Origin of the sequence: Vibrio sp. DW001, assembly GCF_029016285.1 — a bacterium.
Classification (GTDB): domain Bacteria; phylum Pseudomonadota; class Gammaproteobacteria; order Enterobacterales; family Vibrionaceae; genus Vibrio.
Window position 1 is genome coordinate 1587324 of sequence record NZ_CP091976.1, and the last position, 16745, is coordinate 1604068.

At 41.4% G+C, this 16745-nt stretch carries 13 protein-coding genes; 6 read left to right on the forward strand and 7 right to left on the reverse strand.

Annotation, left to right across the window (positions count from 1 at the left end; all coding sequences use genetic code 11):
- Positions 1-22 precede the first annotated feature (22 nt).
- From L3V77_RS24530 to L3V77_RS24545, 4 genes are read left to right on the forward strand one after another with little or no spacing between them, the layout of a single operon-like run.
- Positions 23-1918 (forward strand): efflux RND transporter periplasmic adaptor subunit, encoded by a 1896-nt coding sequence (locus L3V77_RS24530; protein ID WP_275137431.1) that lies wholly within the window; start codon positions 23-25, stop codon positions 1916-1918.
- Positions 1919-1927: 9 nt separating this feature from the next.
- Positions 1928-4069 carry a peptidase M50 gene (locus tag L3V77_RS24535; RefSeq protein ID WP_275137432.1) on the forward strand — a complete coding sequence of 714 codons (2142 nt, stop codon included), beginning with the start codon at positions 1928-1930 and terminating at the stop codon, positions 4067-4069.
- Complete coding sequence (locus L3V77_RS24540; RefSeq protein WP_275137433.1) at positions 4062-6056, forward strand: preprotein translocase subunit SecA; 1995 nt, start codon at positions 4062-4064, stop codon at positions 6054-6056. The genes L3V77_RS24535 and L3V77_RS24540 overlap by 8 nt, the downstream gene beginning before the upstream one ends.
- 5 nt (positions 6057-6061) lie before the next feature.
- The gene (locus L3V77_RS24545; RefSeq protein WP_275137434.1) at positions 6062-6814 is read left to right on the forward strand and encodes an efflux RND transporter periplasmic adaptor subunit; all 753 of its coding nucleotides are present in this window, start codon (positions 6062-6064) and stop codon (positions 6812-6814) included.
- A 41-nt stretch (positions 6815-6855) separates the two neighbouring features.
- On the opposite strand, the gene L3V77_RS24550 is transcribed toward L3V77_RS24545, so the two are convergent.
- The 5 genes from L3V77_RS24550 to L3V77_RS24570 form a co-directional block, all read right to left on the reverse strand.
- Positions 6856-7158: a YkgJ family cysteine cluster protein gene (locus L3V77_RS24550; protein ID WP_275137435.1), complete on the reverse strand. Its 303-nt coding sequence runs from the start codon at positions 7156-7158 to the stop codon at positions 6856-6858.
- Positions 7159-7362: 204 nt separating this feature from the next.
- Positions 7363-7572: a cold-shock protein gene (locus L3V77_RS24555; RefSeq protein ID WP_195705240.1), complete on the reverse strand. Its 210-nt coding sequence runs from the start codon at positions 7570-7572 to the stop codon at positions 7363-7365.
- A gap of 292 nt (positions 7573-7864) precedes the next feature.
- Positions 7865-8524 carry a hypothetical protein gene (locus L3V77_RS24560; protein WP_275137436.1) on the reverse strand — a complete coding sequence of 220 codons (660 nt, stop codon included), beginning with the start codon at positions 8522-8524 and terminating at the stop codon, positions 7865-7867.
- 193 nt (positions 8525-8717) lie between these two features.
- The gene (locus L3V77_RS24565; RefSeq protein WP_275137437.1) at positions 8718-9872 is read right to left on the reverse strand and encodes a cupin domain-containing protein; all 1155 of its coding nucleotides are present in this window, start codon (positions 9870-9872) and stop codon (positions 8718-8720) included.
- Between the two features lie 149 nt (positions 9873-10021).
- Positions 10022-12121, reverse strand: coding sequence for a DUF3466 family protein (locus L3V77_RS24570; RefSeq protein ID WP_342752118.1), 2100 nt, complete (start codon positions 12119-12121; stop codon positions 10022-10024).
- A gap of 445 nt (positions 12122-12566) precedes the next feature.
- On the opposite strand from L3V77_RS24570, the gene L3V77_RS24575 reads away from it, so the two are divergent.
- Both L3V77_RS24575 and fghA read left to right on the forward strand, forming a co-directional pair.
- Positions 12567-12965: a VOC family protein gene (locus tag L3V77_RS24575; RefSeq protein WP_275137439.1), complete on the forward strand. Its 399-nt coding sequence runs from the start codon at positions 12567-12569 to the stop codon at positions 12963-12965.
- A gap of 361 nt (positions 12966-13326) precedes the next feature.
- Positions 13327-14178 (forward strand): S-formylglutathione hydrolase, encoded by an 852-nt coding sequence (gene fghA / locus L3V77_RS24580; protein WP_275137440.1) that lies wholly within the window; start codon positions 13327-13329, stop codon positions 14176-14178.
- 35 nt (positions 14179-14213) lie between these two features.
- On the opposite strand, the gene L3V77_RS24585 is transcribed toward fghA, so the two are convergent.
- Both L3V77_RS24585 and L3V77_RS24590 read right to left on the reverse strand, forming a co-directional pair.
- Positions 14214-14474 carry a hypothetical protein gene (locus L3V77_RS24585; RefSeq protein WP_275137441.1) on the reverse strand — a complete coding sequence of 87 codons (261 nt, stop codon included), beginning with the start codon at positions 14472-14474 and terminating at the stop codon, positions 14214-14216.
- 162 nt (positions 14475-14636) lie between these two features.
- Positions 14637-16712 (reverse strand): response regulator, encoded by a 2076-nt coding sequence (locus L3V77_RS24590; protein ID WP_275137442.1) that lies wholly within the window; start codon positions 16710-16712, stop codon positions 14637-14639.
- Positions 16713-16745 lie beyond the last annotated feature (33 nt).

Sequence of the window (16745 nt, forward strand, 5' to 3'; positions counted from 1 at the left end):
ATGTTAAGGATAATAAATAAATATGAGAGAACAGGTCGGTACGGCTGAATCTCAGCCGGCATTTTCCGAGCTGCTGAATGACCAATTCAGCGTAGTTGAAGACGAATATTATCAACAGTGGCTTTCTGAACACCACAGCGTATTAGATGGACTAAAGTCCGCGTTGGTCATCGTCCCTATTGATGGCGTGTTGGTCACCGTCGGCACGCTGCACACTCAGTCGCCCTATTTTGAGCCCCTTGTTGCCTTAGCCGATGAGCAAACCTCCAGCCATCAACCTCAGGTGGCGACGCTAAACGCGTCTGACCACGGCGAAATGTTTGCGTTGATTTATCCCCTTCGAGACGAAGATAACGAACTCATTGCCCTCATTGCTATGGCGGTTGAAGTTAAAAGCCAGACAGAATTACAGAAGGTTTTAACGGCAGTGCAGTGGAGTAGTGCCGGGTTAGAAGTTGTTGAATATCAAAGGCGTCTTCAGATTGAAAAAGAACATCAATCCGGTATTGCTGAACGTGTAGATATATTGGCACGCGTTCTTGCTGAACCAAATTACTCGAGTGCAGCGGTAAGGCTAGTGACGGAACTTGCGGTGCTATTTAATTGTGACCGAGTGAGTTTAGGGGAATACAAGAATCATCGTTCTCGATTGAAACATCTTTCTCATAGTGCTCAGTTTGGTAAACGAATGAACCTAGTGCGCACAATAGAACAGACCATGGACGAGTGTATTGATCAAGGACAGTGCATCCGTTTTCCTCAAAACAACATTTCAGCAGGGCAAGCATCACCTCCTCCATTCTCGAAAGAGGTGGTGTTAGCACATAGCAAATTATCAGAACAACAAGGCGATGCGTGTGTTATGTCAATACCTGTCTACGCGGGTGGAGAGATTAAAGGCGCATTAGTTCTAGAGGGTAATCCTGATGTCCCTTGGTCCAGTGTGGAGGCTGATTTATGCCAAAGCATCGCAAGTATGGTGATACCCGCTCTTGAGGACAAACGACTTAATGACAGGTGGCTATTACGCAAGATAGCAGATAGCAGTGCTAAGCAACTTGGCCGATTACTTGGTGCTGGGTATCTTGGTAGGAAGTTGTTTGTTATATCAGTGATCGGCTTGGGTATTTTCTTATATACCGCGGTGGGAACGTATCGACTCTCGGCTGATGCACGCATAGAAAGTGCGACACAGCGGGCGATTGTGACTCCCTACGATGGTTACATAAAAGATGCATTTGTTAGAGCGGGTGATCTTGTTAAAGCAGGGCAACAGTTAGTCTCAATGGATGACAAAGACCTGCGCTTAGAAAGGCTTAAATGGCTAAGTGAAAAGAGCAAACTCAACAGACAATATCAGGAGGCACTTTCGGTAAGAGATAGGGCAAAAATCAATATAATAAATGCACAGTCTGACCAAGTTCAAGCCCAATTAGAACTGGTTAATAGCCAATTAGAGAGGGGGGATATAACCGCGCCTTTTGATGGGTTAGTCGTAAGTGGCGATCTTAGCCAACGGCTTGGTAGTGCGGTGTCAAAAGGTGAGAGCCTTTTGGAAGTCGCGCCTGTTGACAGCTACCGTATACGTATGTTGATTAAAGAGAGTCGTATCGCAGATATACACCTGCATCAAACTGGGAATCTTTATCTGTCGGCTTTACCAGAAAGCTCGTTTGAATTTGAATTGAGTAAAATAACCCCGCTCACTGAGACATTAGATGGTGCAACCTATTTTGTTATCGAAGGTGTGTTAAAAGAAAATGTCGCTATTAACGGTACTTCTTCTGGTATTGCTTTGCTACAACCAGGCATGGCAGGGATTGGTAAGATTGTCATAGACGATAGATTGTTGTTCGAAATATGGACGCGTGAAATGCTAGAGTGGCTTCGCTTACGGATCTGGACTTGGTGGGGGTAGCGCAACGTTATGTCTGCGACCTTATTTAGTCATTCTTGGTATAAAGTTGCCGACCTAAAGGTTCGCTTGCGAAAGCATGCGACCATTCACCGACACGTCTATCGTCAAAATGTATTTTATGTTCTGCAAGATCACGCGACGGGTCAATTTCAGCGTTTCACCCCTCAAGCCTACCAACTTATCGGCCTGATGGATGGAAAGAACACCCTTCAGCAGATTTGGGATTCAGCTTGTGAAAAGTTAGGTGACGATCTTCCATCTCAGGATGAAGTTATTCAGCTAGTTTCTCAGCTTAACAAAGCCAACGTTATTCAAACCAACGCCCTTCCCGATATCGAACAGTTGCAAAGAAGAAGAGAAAAGCTAGAAAAAGGCAAAATCGTTCAGCAGTTAAAATCGCCACTGAGTATAAAAATCCCACTCGTTGACCCTGAAGCCGTGTTAAACGCGACCTCGTTTATCGCTAAGATTATATTTAGTAAATTTGGCGCGCTACTTTGGTTGGTTGTAGTTTTATTTGGAGGATCGTTAGCGATCATCAATTGGCAGGCACTTACAGAGAACCTAAGTGACAAGGTATTGGGTATCGACAACCTGCTAATTATGGCATTGGTTTACCCCATGGTTAAGCTAGTTCATGAACTTGGGCATGGATATGCCGTGAAACGATGGGGTGGAGAGGTGCATGAAATGGGGGTTATGTTATTGATCTTTATCCCCGTACCTTACGTGGATGCGTCCGCGGCTTCATCGTTTCGTAATAAGTATCAACGCATGTTGGTTGGTGCCGTTGGTGTGCTAGGAGAGTTGCTCATGGCCGCTATTGCGATGGTTGTTTGGGTCTCGGTTGAGCCCGGTCTAGTTCGTGCCATGGCTTATAATGTGATGTTAATTGGTGGTGTTTCTACCTTGTTGTTTAATGGCAACCCACTGCTAAGGTTCGATGCTTATTATGTGTTGGCTGACTTTCTGGAAATACCAAACTTGGGCAATAGAGGCAACCAGCAAGTCGCCTATTTACTGAAGCGATATGGTTTTGGGATGACAGGGTTAAAAACGACGGCGCGTAGTCGAACTGAATCGGCCTGGTTAGTCGGTTACTCATGTTCCGCTTATATATACCGCCTGTTTGTCATGGTGGCTATCTCCCTATTTGTTGCATCGCAGTATTTTGTAGTTGGTGTGCTGCTTGCTTTTTGGTCCGTCTGGACCAGCTTATTTTCACCTATTATCAAAATGGTCTCTAAGCCTATGACAGATCCACAAATGCGTGCAAAACGTACAAGAATATTTACGGTGTCGAGCCTATTTCTCGCCTGTGTTGCTGCTGGATTGTTTTTGGTGCCTTTACCCTATAAAACGTATTCTCAAGGGGTGCTTTATGTTCCACAAGAAGCCTTTGTTCGAGTGTCGGTAAGTGGTTTTGTTGATCAGTTATTGGTTGAAGATGGTGCGCAGGTTTCTAGTCGTCAATCGGTTATTACAATGCGTGCACCCGATCTTTTGTCTCAAGTAAAGGTTCTGTCTGCCCAAGTACATGAGGCACGTACTCGTTATAAAGCAAGCGTCGGAGATCGGAGTGGTTCCGATATATTGTTACAGGAACTGAGATTTATTGAAAAAGAGCTGCAAAGGGCAAATGAAAGACTATCTGGGTTAACGTTGAAGGCGACAGGTTCAGGTGAACTGGTTATTCCTAATAGAGACGGGATTGTTGATCGTTTCTATAGACGAGGTGAGGTACTTGGTTATGTTGTGGATTACAAAAACTTGCCACTGACTGTTATGATCTCTGAAGACGACATTGATCGAGTTAGAAACCAGACCCGAGGTGTATCGTTTCGTTTCGTTTCTCAACCTGATATCGAATATACGGGGTCGATATTGCGCCAAGTTCCCGCGTCAACTCAGCAACTGCCAAGTGCAATTTTGACCATTGAAGGGGGGGGCTCTATCGCACTCGACCCTAATAGAGAAAGTGAACTACAAAGCTATCAGAGTTACTTTCGTATCGAATTAGATAGCTCCAATGCCTTAAAAAGACGATTTGATGAAAGGGTACATGTATTGTTTGTGCATGACCCAGAACCAATTATCTGGCGTTGGGTCCGGAATGTTCGCCGAGTTTTCTTAAGGCAGTTTGATGTATAAACGCCCACAAAGAATGCCCGCAACGGTGCTAGACAGACCGCAAAAAACAATTGTTCAACAATTATTGATGGTGCGTTGGTGGCGAAAGTTGACCTCTTTTTTTACCCGACCAATTCGGTCTTCTGTACTCATTTACCGTCCATTGATGTGGCGTATTAACCGCAGTAAAAATCGATTGTTGATGCTGTCAGAGGAACAATTAACTGAGGAAATAGTTGATGCCAAATTAGCGCTGCGTAAATATGGGCTGACGAATGCTTTGGTGGTGAAAAGCTTTGCGTTGATCCGAGAGGTTGCCGGGCGAGAACTCGGCATGTGGCATTTCGATAGTCAGGTACTCGGCGGTTTAGCTATTCTACATGGCAACATAGGCCAGATGCAGACAGGGGAAGGTAAAACGTTGACCGCAACATTACCGGTGGCAACAGCAGCCCTTGCCGGCATTCCAACGCATTTGGTCACTGTAAACGACTATCTAACGGCTCGGGACGCGGAATTGATGCTGCCTGTTTATACAAGGTTAGGTTTATCGGTCGGTGTGATTGTTCAAAACTTAACGGTTGATGAGAGAAAACAGCAGTACGCCTGTGACATCGTTTATTGTACGAATAATGAACTGGCGTTTGATTATCTCAAAGACAGCATACAGCTCAAAGGAAAAACAGAAGCATTGCATCTGCATGCTGTCCGTATTCAACCGAATAGAAAAGAAAAGCCGCTCAATCAGTTGATGCTTCGCGGTCTGCATTTTGCCGTGGTTGATGAGGCCGATGGAGTATTGTTAGATGAAGCGAATACCCCATTGATTATTTCTGGTGAAGAGGTGCCGCAAGAAGCTCAACAACAGGTCTATTCTCAGGCTATGGGATTGATTGCAAGTTTGAAGCAGGGCGAACACTACAAAGTGCTCAAGCAGCAAAGGCAGATAGAAATGACGACAACTGGGGAGAAATTCACCCTGCAACTCACGCAAGATCTTGGTCCGTTATGGAAAGGTAGAGTAAGGCGTTTGGAATTACTCAGACAAGCTCTCACAGCGTGGCATCTGTTTGAAAAAGATAAACATTACCTTATCCATGATGAAAAAATAGTTATCATTGATGAACATACTGGACGCATGATGCCAGACAGAACATGGGAAAGGGGCCTACATCAATTGATTGAAATTAAAGAAGGTTGTGAGCTTAGCGCACCGAGAGAAACGCTGGCCAGTGTCAGTTTTCAAAACTTCTTTCGCTATTATCATCACCTTTCGGGTATGACGGGCACGGCTGAAGAGGTAAAAAGTGAGTTATGGCAAGTCTATGAACTTCCAGTTGTTGATGTACCAACCCACAAAACGAATCAAAGAAAACTGATACAACGGAAGGTCTATTTTGACGACCATGCAAAATGGCTGGCAATATCGGAACGAGTTACAGAACTGAAGGCTCAGTTGAGACCCGTGTTGGTTGGAACGCAATCCCTCGCCGCATCGGAATACCTGAGTGATATCCTAACCGGTGAAGGGATAGAACATCAGGTACTCAATGCGCGGCAAGATGAACAAGAAGCGGAAATTGTTGCACAAGCCGGTGACGCAGGAAAAGTGACTATTGCTACAAGCATGGCGGGCCGAGGAACTGATATTAAATTAAGTGAAGAGGTCGATGTGCAAGGTGGACTGCATGTCATTATTACGGGCCTACATGACTCCTCACGAGTAGATCGACAGCTAAGAGGCCGTTGTGCGAGGCAGGGAGACAAAGGTAGCTATGAATTTATGTTATCGTTAGAAGACAACGTATTAAGTGACCGATGGGCTTCGGTGCTACGAAAAACGGTGTATTTGCCTATCCCGCAGCGGCTAAAGAACCGTCTGATGTTATTCGGTATAAGGGTTTGTCAGCGACGGATAGAGCGGGATCATGAAAGGGTCCGTAAAGCGTTGCTTCGCAGTGACGAAAGTAAGCAAGATCTTCTCTCATTTACTAATAAAAGGATGTAGTCGTTATGACCCATGCGTATGTATCAAGAAAAATTGTGTTGGCGCTGATATCGCTCGGAATAAGCCATCAAACTTTGGCGATTGATGCAAGCTTATTGGATGAGGCACAATTGAGTTGTTTGTTAGAACCGAGCATGACGGTAGAATTGAGCAGCTCAGTTCAAGGTGTGATTAAGTCGATAAAACCTCAGCGTGGTGATCAGGTTAAAAAAGGGCAAGTAGTTATGACATTAGACTCCACGGTAGAACAAGCAGCATTAGATACCGTGATTGCAAGGCTAGAGTTTGCGTCAAGAAAAGTTAAGCGAAATTCAGATCTTATCAGAAAAAAACTTATCTCTGAAAACGAACAAGATGAAGTGTTGACTGAACAAAGACTTGCCGTTTTTCAAATGAAAGAAGCAAAAGTTCGGCTAAGTCAGCGTCGTACGAAAAGCCCTATAGCCGGTGTGGTTGTGGATCGATTAAAAGAGGCGGGTGAGTTTGTAGATGAAACGCCATTTTTGAAAATTGTCAGTCTAAATCCGATGCATGCTGAGGTGGTATTACCGGCGGAATATTACGGCACGTTACAAAGAGGGGCGTTGGTGACACTCTACACAAATAGTGATGATGGCTTTGAGGGTAAGATTAAGATCATAGACCCAATTATCGATGCGGCTAGTAATACCTTTGCTGTAACGATTGAACTTGATAATGAAAAACTGAAGTTAGCGGCAGGACTCAGATGTAGAGTAACTTTTTCGCAAGATATCTAACAGTTGTCATGTACCTAACTAAGAATTAGGGCTCAGCTAAATTAGACTATTCCGCCTTCCGTACGCTCGTCCTGACATTCAAAAGAGCCCATTTCGAACTCACGACAAACCCATGGGCGATTTTCGTAAATTGTGCACATCATGGTCTCTCTGTCTAGTGCCGAGCACTTACCGTCATCTAATTGGCGCATTGTCTCTGAACCCCAACGATCGACTTTTATATGTTCTTCAGGGACACCCGTATCAGTAAGAATCATGACCTCTAATCGACAGCAACAGGCTTTACAGTCTGAACAACTGATTGTGGGATCGGGTAAGAATTCAATATCAATGTGAGTGGTCATAAGAGTCAACAAGTTATATGAGGGGGATAGAGTAGTTCAATTGAACTTTGGTGTCGAAACATACCGAGTATTTTTAAATATATACGTTAAAATTGTGCGTTAATCGTAAAGAGAAGTGTGTAACAGAGAGGGGCTAGTTAAGAAGTGTGGAATAAAAATAACATTGTGCGAGCAACGGAAGCCGAGCTCGCACGAATCCTAAACTTATAACGGAGTAACGTTAGCAGCTTGAGGACCTTTTTGACCTTCTTCAACGTCAAAAGAAACTTTTTGACCTTCAGCAAGAGTTTTGAAACCGTCAGAAACGATTGAACGGAAATGTACAAATACGTCTGCACCGCCGTTGTCTTGAGAAATAAAACCGAAACCTTTAGATTCGTTAAACCACTTTACTGAACCAGTTGTCTTTGACATGTTGTTACCCTTTAATAAATTCATTTTAAATTGCTATTGCACTGAGAGCATAAATTATTCAATGTAATTATGAAGCCAAGAAAAAACAAAGGATATAACATAAAGGCGATATTCTGAGGATTTACTTTTACTAAACATATTCATCAATAACCCTGTCTGCCAGAGCGACCATTATAATATAGTAGTTATTTTTATTGTAAAGTTTTACTTTTCTCGATTCTGTATAAACAAATTCGCCGTATTAATGGTGAGATAAGTAATAAAGTTATTGGTGATGAGTGCTTCAACTAATTTAGTTGAACTTTGAATTAATTTCATTACCAGCATCTCGTATGATTTGAATTGGCGACATTATTACACCTTTGACTGCGCCTTCTGCAGCTTGGCGACTAAGTTGTTCGCTTTTGTCGACGATTTCATCAATCCTCGCGACAACAACAGGAATTTCTTTACGGAGATGCTGCGACTCTGTCAAGACTGCAGGAATAGTTTTTGTTCGGTATCCTTTGCTTTCTGCGACGACAACAGGAATTACTGCTGTCCTATAGCTCTCTAACTCAGACAGACTGTTTGGAATAGTTTGATTGTTGATAGTGTCCACTCTTTGTATTACTTCTGGCACGGTTTGAGTTCGGACAATGGCCACTTCTTTTAAGACCAAAGGAATTTTCTGGTCGACAGAGCGGACTGTTAGGTTTAGATCCTCCACCGTTTTATTCATTGCCTCTGCTACCAACAGCACCTCAGGAACCAAAACCTCTATACTCTCAGCTACTTTTAACCACTGATCCAATTTTAGTTGCTCTGCGCTTTTACTAATTTCGCTAACCAACTGTGGGTAAGTGTCAACAACGGTCGAAACGGTATTAGTAAAGGAGTAAATGGTATAACCGAGGTAAAAAATCGAGGTTGCAAGTAGTGCCTGAATGGCGATTCCAATCCGTGAAAGCATAGTAATGTCCAATTTATTTTCTGTTAGTCCATTTTAACTTCGCAATCGGCATCCTTGCCCATTGATGTTTGTTTAGTCGAGCACAATCGAGCTGACAAGTTATTTAATAGTCACAATGTGTTATGACATCATTATCTAGCTAGCAGGAAACGTCAAGGTACCCAAATCAAACAACAGAGAATTACTGCTTGGCTTACATTTCTAATGGATCTTTTACGTACCAATAACCTTTGTTGACCAAAGACTGAATGAGTCTTACAGAATCGCTATCTAAATTACCGTTCAACTCTTGTACAGAGAGAGTGTCTTGATTACACAACGCAGATGTCAACTGAACCTCATCGTCTGATAATTGAAACACTTCCCCGTTGATGTATACGGTTTCTTCATCATTTTGGTGATAAAGCGCGCGAAGACCGGATACCTTTTCAAAAGCGAATCCAGAGTGTAAATGGTCCGCGATCTCATCCAATTGCCAGAGAGGTTCTGCTGGGACAATGTTGAGATTGTGTCGTGATTGGCTGAGCATGCAACCCATGAAGTCATCAATCGTTGGCTTGCTGTATAGCGAGTTCTTCAACATCTCGGTTAAAGAATCTAAATCAGTTGTGGCTATTTCACCAAATCCATTTTGAGTGGTGATTTCTGGCTTGTGTAGATGAACATCGCCGATATCGTGGGCTAATACATAATCAGCGAAGTTACTGATTAACTCTTGCTCTTTGGGTGAGCGGAATCCCACGGAGTAGCTCATCGAAGGTTCTAATGCATACCCATCATGTGGGAATCCGGGCGGGATATAGAGGATATCTCCTGGTTCTAAGATGTCATCTATGATTGAATCGAATGACTCTATTTGTCTAAGTGCGTTTGCACGGTGGTTCTCTGTATATTGGCCGACATTTTTTGCTCCAACACGCCAATGGCGTGTTCCCATACCTTGAATGATAAATACATCATATTGATCAATATGAGGACCCACTCCACCATCCTTGACTGAATAACTGACCATTAAGTCATCAAATAACCAGTTGGGCATACCTTTAAAGGGTTCGACAAGTTTAGCCGCATCTGCATGCCAATGATTTGCGGCCTGGAATATAAATGACCAGTGGCTTTCGTTTAGTCCTTCGAACTTCTCTTCATTAAATGGACCGTGTTCTGCTATCCATTCGTTATTTAGATTTGAAACAAATCTAGAATCTATCTCTTCTTCCATTGTTAGTCCTGCTAACTCTTCTGGACTGATAGGGTCTTGAAAGTCTTTAAAGCCACCCTTGATGATAGTGGGTTTTTTTTGCCAGTATTGGTGAAGGAACTCGGTCAGAGAAAAAGAGAGTTTGTACATGAGATTACTTTCGTTGCAGGAATAGGGGCCGTATTGTAGCAGCGATTGAAAATGAAAGTGAGTCTAATAACGTATCGATGAACATACTTCACGAGACCCATTGTTGCTGTTTAAGTGACTCAAACAGAACATTGGGTCTAAATAGAAGCTTAGAGGTTTGAAAATGGTCTGATTTTTAGCGTACAAGTGAGCATTCTAAGCGGTATGATTAGAATCAATAGTGCCAATATAAACCAGTTGATGGATCCGGCGCTTCTTGATGTCGTTGTTGAATCGTCGTCTCGTTCACTAATATCATCACTTGTAGCACCAGATATAGGAATAAGCTTAACTGCTGTTACGCGCTCGTCACCATTGCCTTCATTACAAAACGCCCAATGATCGGTTGAGTCATATTCAATAGAAGATGTACTATCTTCATCTGCATAACATTGGGTCGCGGTGGCTGAGATCACTCCTGCGTTATTAATATCTCCCGCGTCTACTATACGAAAATGGTTGTTACTTGCGCTGTAGTCACCACCATTGGTGAGGTCATCCAACCACCATGCTTGATTGGATAAACGATTGATCCTGGTAGAATCTGTTCCGGAATCATTATATGGATAAATAAATCCACGATGGTCGCGTTGGTCTCCACCAACCTCACCAGCTATTTCTGCATCTACTTGTCCGACTATTTCGTTGTAGTCGTTGATAGCGTTAGCATTGCCTCCCGCACTACTGAAAAAGATAGTTTCACCTTGTGCGTTAAAAAAACGGGCACTTGGTTCATCGTCGTTAGCATCCGCGATAAACATACGATTGTCTGTGACGTTACCAGATGGATAATCACCATCTCTTTTGGCATGCCCAATAACAATCAGGTTGTTGTTGATATCGGTAGCTACGGAGTTGCTGTGGATATAAGAACCATCTACTTTTACGGTGACATCTTCGATGAAAACGGTAGACCACGCGTTCTCTGCGACACTAAAACTGGTTGTGGATTTGGGGATAAAAATGGCGGCCTGCATCAGGAAGTAGTCATAGTCTTCGTCTATTTCAGTGTTATACCCGACGAGAATAGGTAATGAGTCGTAGGTTCCACCGTTTGCAATGGATGCGGCTCGTATACTGGCTTGAGCAGAAGCTTCATCATCGTTGTATTCATAGTAGGTGCTGTCTGTATCTGTTTCCCAATCGACTGCGGAGAATCGATTGCTGGCAGTGTTGGGGCCTGCAACATCTGAAATATTCCAAACAAAGGCCCGCGAAGCAAAACCAAAGTTCTGACATTGAGGATATAAGGCAGGTTCGGCGTAATCTAAACATGAAGTGACATCTTCGTCGTCACTGTCAGTTGTATATATTGAATCATAATCCTTATAATTATTTTCATCATCATCTTCATAATAGAAGGTGGCAACAGAGGCACTTCCCACAATGTAGGTTTCGTTGTCATAAGAAAATGAGTCAAACGCCATGGTTTGTCCCATTTGAGCAATAATATTTTGTTCATCGTCCGAATCTGCAAGGGTAAGACTGGTATCGGCATCTGGTTCCAATACGGTCTCTACTGACCCACTAGAGTAGTAACCACGTTGCCGGTACATCCTGACATAATAACCACCATAATCGTAATATCCGCTACTGGTATTGCCTAAAACATATTCGTCGCCGTCATCGTTGACGATTATTTTATTGATGACTTTATCTTCAGTATCTCCGATATAGGTGTAATCGTAGTAAACGTCATCTTCAGTGTCTACTGACGGGGCGTTGCTACCAGAGTCAGGGGTAAAAGTTAGGGTATTTGAGTCATAAAAAGCGGTGTTGTTGGTTTGGTAAGCTTTCGCCCAATATGCTTCTCGCTCATTCTCTAAGCCACCTATGCCACTATCGACATCTCCATACCAATGGTCATACGCCCAATATTCACACGTAGAATAGCCTAATTCCTCGTCACAATAGTCTTCCAAATCGTCGTAATCTAAGTAAAAGAACTGATTATCGGTGGCAAATGGCACTTCCTCCTTATAAGAAAACCCTTCAGTACCGTTTAGCGTATCTCCAGCCAGTGCGTAAGCACTGTCAGAGCAGGATGTGGAAAAGCAATCAGTACCAACATTGTCAGGTTCTATGGAGACACCATATGACTCAACGCTGGTTGTAGGAGAGGTGACTTCCGTGACCCTATAGAGAGCAGAATGGGAAATAAAAGGGGTAAATAATAACGACAGTAACAATGTTGAATTTTGGTTGGACATATTTATCATGAATAAGTTGCTTTATGGCTTTAGTGGTCAGAGCTTCACGATAATGCAAAAAAATAAAGTAAATATGGAGAAATTAAGGAGTTGCGGATTAACCATAAACAGTAGGACTCGGATATGTATTATCTATATTTAATACAAATATATAGTAATTTAAATGATCGACAATACATTTAAATGTGATGATTTTTTATTTTACGAATATAAAAAGCAACATATTATAAAACAACAAGGTGTTAAAGGTATGTAAAATAAATTGATGGGTTGTCGCTGAAACCATACGCTATAAAAAAGGGCATATGTCTTATATTTTATAATACCAATCACAATTTTTATATAAAGGCTTTCATTATTCGAGCCGTGTTCACAGTTAACACCTTTAATCAATGATTGCTTGGCTCAGATCAATTATGTTTCAGTTAACGTCAGGAGGACAATTATGATCACGAAAGATGCAATTTTGCGAGTTGCGAGAATGACCGACAATCTGTCGGCGATTTCGAACATGTATCAAAACGCGCTAGGGTTTGATGTTTTAGCTAAATATGAAGATGAAGATGGGTTTGATGGAATTGTTCTAGGGCATAAAAATCACAGCTATCACTTAGAATTTACCAACAGACTTGCTGTCGAACCAAGAGAACACCAAGTAGCCGATACGTATTTGGTGTTCTATATGCCGGATAGTCGAGAGTGGGAATGGGCTTGTCGTTCTATGATAGAAGCGGGATTCAAATTCGTAGAAGCAAGGAACCCATATTGGAAACGTGTTGGTAAAACGTATGAAGATATCGATGGTTATCGTATCGTCATTCAAAATAGAGATTGGTCAGAATAAAGACGATTGATAGATATCTCATAAGTGATATTTTTCTTTAAGGCCTTAGCTTGCAGTATGAAAAGAAGGTCTTTTTTGTTATTTACTCTTCAGTTTGGCTAGTGATTACATAGTATTATCATCACTATCAGGGGCAATATACTACACTAAAGCATACTTATACTGCCCTACACACAATCGAACTAACAGAGATAAACAACGTCTTTGACTCATTAAAGAAAGGTGAAAGTATTCGGCCTGCGATTCATTATGATAAGTCCTTTTTTCATAATGCATTTAAACGGATTAGCTCATGAAAAGGGTTACTTGAAAAATTTGCGTCCTTGGTTGGTTTTGTGGCGCTTGGATAGAGGCACAGTAAATGGAATTAGAAAATGTAAGTTCATCAAAAGTTGCAGGTGGATGGCATAAACAGTTTTGCTTCGAATCAAAGTCGCTGAATAGCAAGACCCGTTTTGCAATATTTCTACCCCCTAACGCTGCCGAAGATAAACCTGTTCCCGTTATGTATTGGTTGTCGGGTTTAACGTGCACCGATGAAAACTTCATGCAGAAATCGGGGGCCTTTCAGGTGGCTTCAAGGCTTGGAATTGCCATTGTGGCACCGGATACGAGTCCAAGAGGTGATACTGTACCGGACGACGTAGACGGTTCATATGATTTCGGATTGGGTGCCGGTTTCTATGTCAATGCGACACAACCACCTTGGAATGTTCATTATCAGATGTATGATTTTGTGGTTGAAGAGCTTCCGAATGTGATTGAACGGCATTTCCCTGTATCAGATAAGAGAGCGATTAGTGGGCACTCAATGGGGGGGCATGGGGCGTTAATGATCGCACTGCGTAATCCAGAACGCTATAGTTCAGCGACGGCGTTTTGCCCTATAACCAATCCGACTAAGGTGCCTTGGGGACAGAAAGCCTTTTCTAATTATCTAGGTAATAATCGAGATGATTGGGAGCAATATGATACCTGTAAATTGATGCGTAATTTTTCCGGTTCGCCCGTACCAATGCTTGTTGAACAGGGTGACAAAGATGATTTTTTGCATACCCAACTAAAGCCTGAAAATTTGCTCACATCGGTCAAATATGAAAAGTATCCGCTAGAATTCCGTATGCAGTCTGGTTATGATCATAGTTATTTTTTTATTGCGACATTTATAGAAGATCATATTCGTTTTCATGCTAAAAATTGGATGACAGGTTAACCACTAATCGGTCGTCGAACCGACAAGATACACCACTACGCGATGGCGTTTAAATGTGTGCCTTTATAGGTGTTATTCATGTTTACCAATTTGTCTCCAGAGAATTGGTAAACAGAGGATGCCTTATTCTGTTGGTTTGTCTGTAACTTATGATAAGAATACGGCTGGTTGTGATTTTTGTCCGAAAATGCAGCCGCTGGCTTTTGGGCGACTTCAGTAATGAGTTGGTGCCCAGATTTGAATGAGAGTACTGGAATACCCGCGTTGTTCATGCTGATTCTTGAGTTTAGCTGCATCGTGTGACTCCCAATATATTTTCGATGCAGGTATGATATGAATGTTGTGCTTTTAATCTGTCTCGTAGATGTCATCTCATGTTAGGGTTTTGTAAATTCTGTAGGATCACCTATTAAAAACGTTGATACCGTTAAAGTCATTCGCTTATCGCTACTTGACCGTTATACAACCAAGGAGCGATCGGCATAGAATTGTAAGGTACTACGTAAGTCTTCAATAAGTATTGGTTTGGTAAGTACTTTTGTTATCCCAATTTGTTCAAACACAATATGGTCTTGTTTCAGTGCATCCGCTGTTAATGCGATTATGGGAACGGTAATATCAACATATTGGCGAATGTATTTTGTTAGTGCGATACCATCCATTACAGGCATCCGAATGTCAGTGATATAAAGATCGTAGCGATGTCCCTCTGATAGATGTGTTTTTGCTTCCAATCCGTTGGTGAAACTGGTTACTTTACAACCTAGCAATTTCAATTGTCTCGACAGGATTTGTCGATTAAATAAATTGTCTTCAACAACAATTATGTTTAACGCTATCGTAGAGTTAAACAATTGAAAATCTTGATTGCCTACCAAGTTGTGCCGCCTGAACACTCGACTTTTGAAGTCTATTTTAACCTTAGTACCAACACCAAATTCAGACCTAACAGAGACCGCCCCACCTATAAGATTGACATAACTTTTCGCCACGTTGGCCCCCAAACCAGAAGAGTCGTTTTGCAGCGTCCCAAACTGACTAAAAGGTTCAGCAAAACGAGACAACTGATCTTTAGACATTCCTATGCCATTGTCTTCGATAACAACAGTCACCAGCGCATGTGAATTAGAAATCAACTTTACATTAAAACCGATTTCTATGATGGATTGTAGTTTTGTTGAATCTGAATACTTAATGGAATTGCTTACATAATTGAGTATGATTTGCCGTAGTTTTGTTTTGTCTGTCGATATTTCGATATAATCTGAGGTACCAGAAAAAACTAAGTGACAGTTTTTTCTGTCCACTAAAGGTTTAGTGATACTCTCTATTTGAGCGAAAAACTCATTGGGAGAGAACTGGTCGATATTCACTTCCATCATTCCTGCCTCGATTTTCGATAGATCCAAAATGTTGTCTATATGGTTTTTTAGTGAAATAGAAGAGGTGTTCAAGGTCTCGATATACCTTCCTGTTCGATTACATTGACGGCAATTATTGTCGTCCAACATTAACCCTACAGTGCCAATAATCCCGTTTAAAGGTGTTCTTATTTCATGACTCATTCTGGCCAGGAATTTACTTTTTTGTATACTTTTAAAGTGTTCCAACTTCTGGTTGTGTTTTGATATTAAGTATTCATTGTAGATAAAGACTATAAACCCAACAACGATGACAAAGAATAGTGTAAGACCTACCAAGAATTGCTTGGTTGATTTATTATGACTAACTAAATAAAGATATTGTTGAGTATTATTTGAGTCAACAAAATCATCTATTTTTTCGATTAAATAATCTATATTTTGTTGCTTTTTTCTATAAGCAATATGCACTTCAGAGAATAGTCGAAATGAACCATTGTATAAACTAATCTGGATCTTTGTTTTGGATAATAATGATATTAGGGCTTTGTCTTGTGTAACGTGATCTAATTTAGTGAGATTGATATTTGCAAGAGATATGAAATTTGAAAATGAAGTGGCCAAATCTATCTTCTTCTTGATACCTGCTTCTAATTGAAAGTCACGGTCTGTTTGTCTAGCATCCGCTATGTTGATTGCGAGCTCTTTGGCTATCTCTGAAACGTTTTTGTTGTCACCTACTGAAGATAGTGAAAAGTCTCGTGTAATTCTTAATGTCGAACTGTATAGTTTCAACGCCCTATCTACCATGTCTTGATGTAATGTATAGTCTTGTTTTTTGAGTGAGATTAGCGATTTAAATTCATTTACGAGTAGCTTTCGAAATTGCATGTAGGTTTGAATAGACTCATTGATAGAGTCTGTTTCATATTTTATTTCCAGCTCTTGATTATCGAGTTTTTTAATAATAAATGACGTATCAATATAATTACCAGAATTTAATATTTTTCTGGTGTCGAATATTATTTCATTCAAAGACTTGGCTAAAGATAAAGAGTACTGTTGAGTTTCAATTGTGTTTTTTTGGATATAATATATGTTATATAAATACGCCGCAAACGAAGCTGACATAAAAGCAATGACAGTAATCGCAATGATATAATAGCTGTGCACTCGATAAATAGTCACCATATGATTTCTAGATTG

Coding starts and splice junctions, on each gene's coding strand:
- L3V77_RS24530 (WP_275137431.1), top strand. CDS start 23: ATGAGAGAACAGGTCGGTACGGCTGAATCTCAGCCGGCATTTTCCGAG.
- L3V77_RS24535 (WP_275137432.1), top strand. CDS start 1,928: ATGTCTGCGACCTTATTTAGTCATTCTTGGTATAAAGTTGCCGACCTA.
- L3V77_RS24540 (WP_275137433.1), top strand. CDS start 4,062: ATGTATAAACGCCCACAAAGAATGCCCGCAACGGTGCTAGACAGACCG.
- L3V77_RS24545 (WP_275137434.1), top strand. CDS start 6,062: ATGACCCATGCGTATGTATCAAGAAAAATTGTGTTGGCGCTGATATCG.
- L3V77_RS24550 (WP_275137435.1), bottom strand. CDS start 7,158: ATGACCACTCACATTGATATTGAATTCTTACCCGATCCCACAATCAGT.
- L3V77_RS24555 (WP_195705240.1), bottom strand. CDS start 7,572: ATGTCAAAGACAACTGGTTCAGTAAAGTGGTTTAACGAATCTAAAGGT.
- L3V77_RS24560 (WP_275137436.1), bottom strand. CDS start 8,524: ATGCTTTCACGGATTGGAATCGCCATTCAGGCACTACTTGCAACCTCG.
- L3V77_RS24565 (WP_275137437.1), bottom strand. CDS start 9,872: ATGTACAAACTCTCTTTTTCTCTGACCGAGTTCCTTCACCAATACTGG.
- L3V77_RS24570 (WP_342752118.1), bottom strand. CDS start 12,121: ATGTCCAACCAAAATTCAACATTGTTACTGTCGTTATTATTTACCCCT.
- L3V77_RS24575 (WP_275137439.1), top strand. CDS start 12,567: ATGATCACGAAAGATGCAATTTTGCGAGTTGCGAGAATGACCGACAAT.
- fghA (WP_275137440.1), top strand. CDS start 13,327: ATGGAATTAGAAAATGTAAGTTCATCAAAAGTTGCAGGTGGATGGCAT.
- L3V77_RS24585 (WP_275137441.1), bottom strand. CDS start 14,474: ATGCAGCTAAACTCAAGAATCAGCATGAACAACGCGGGTATTCCAGTA.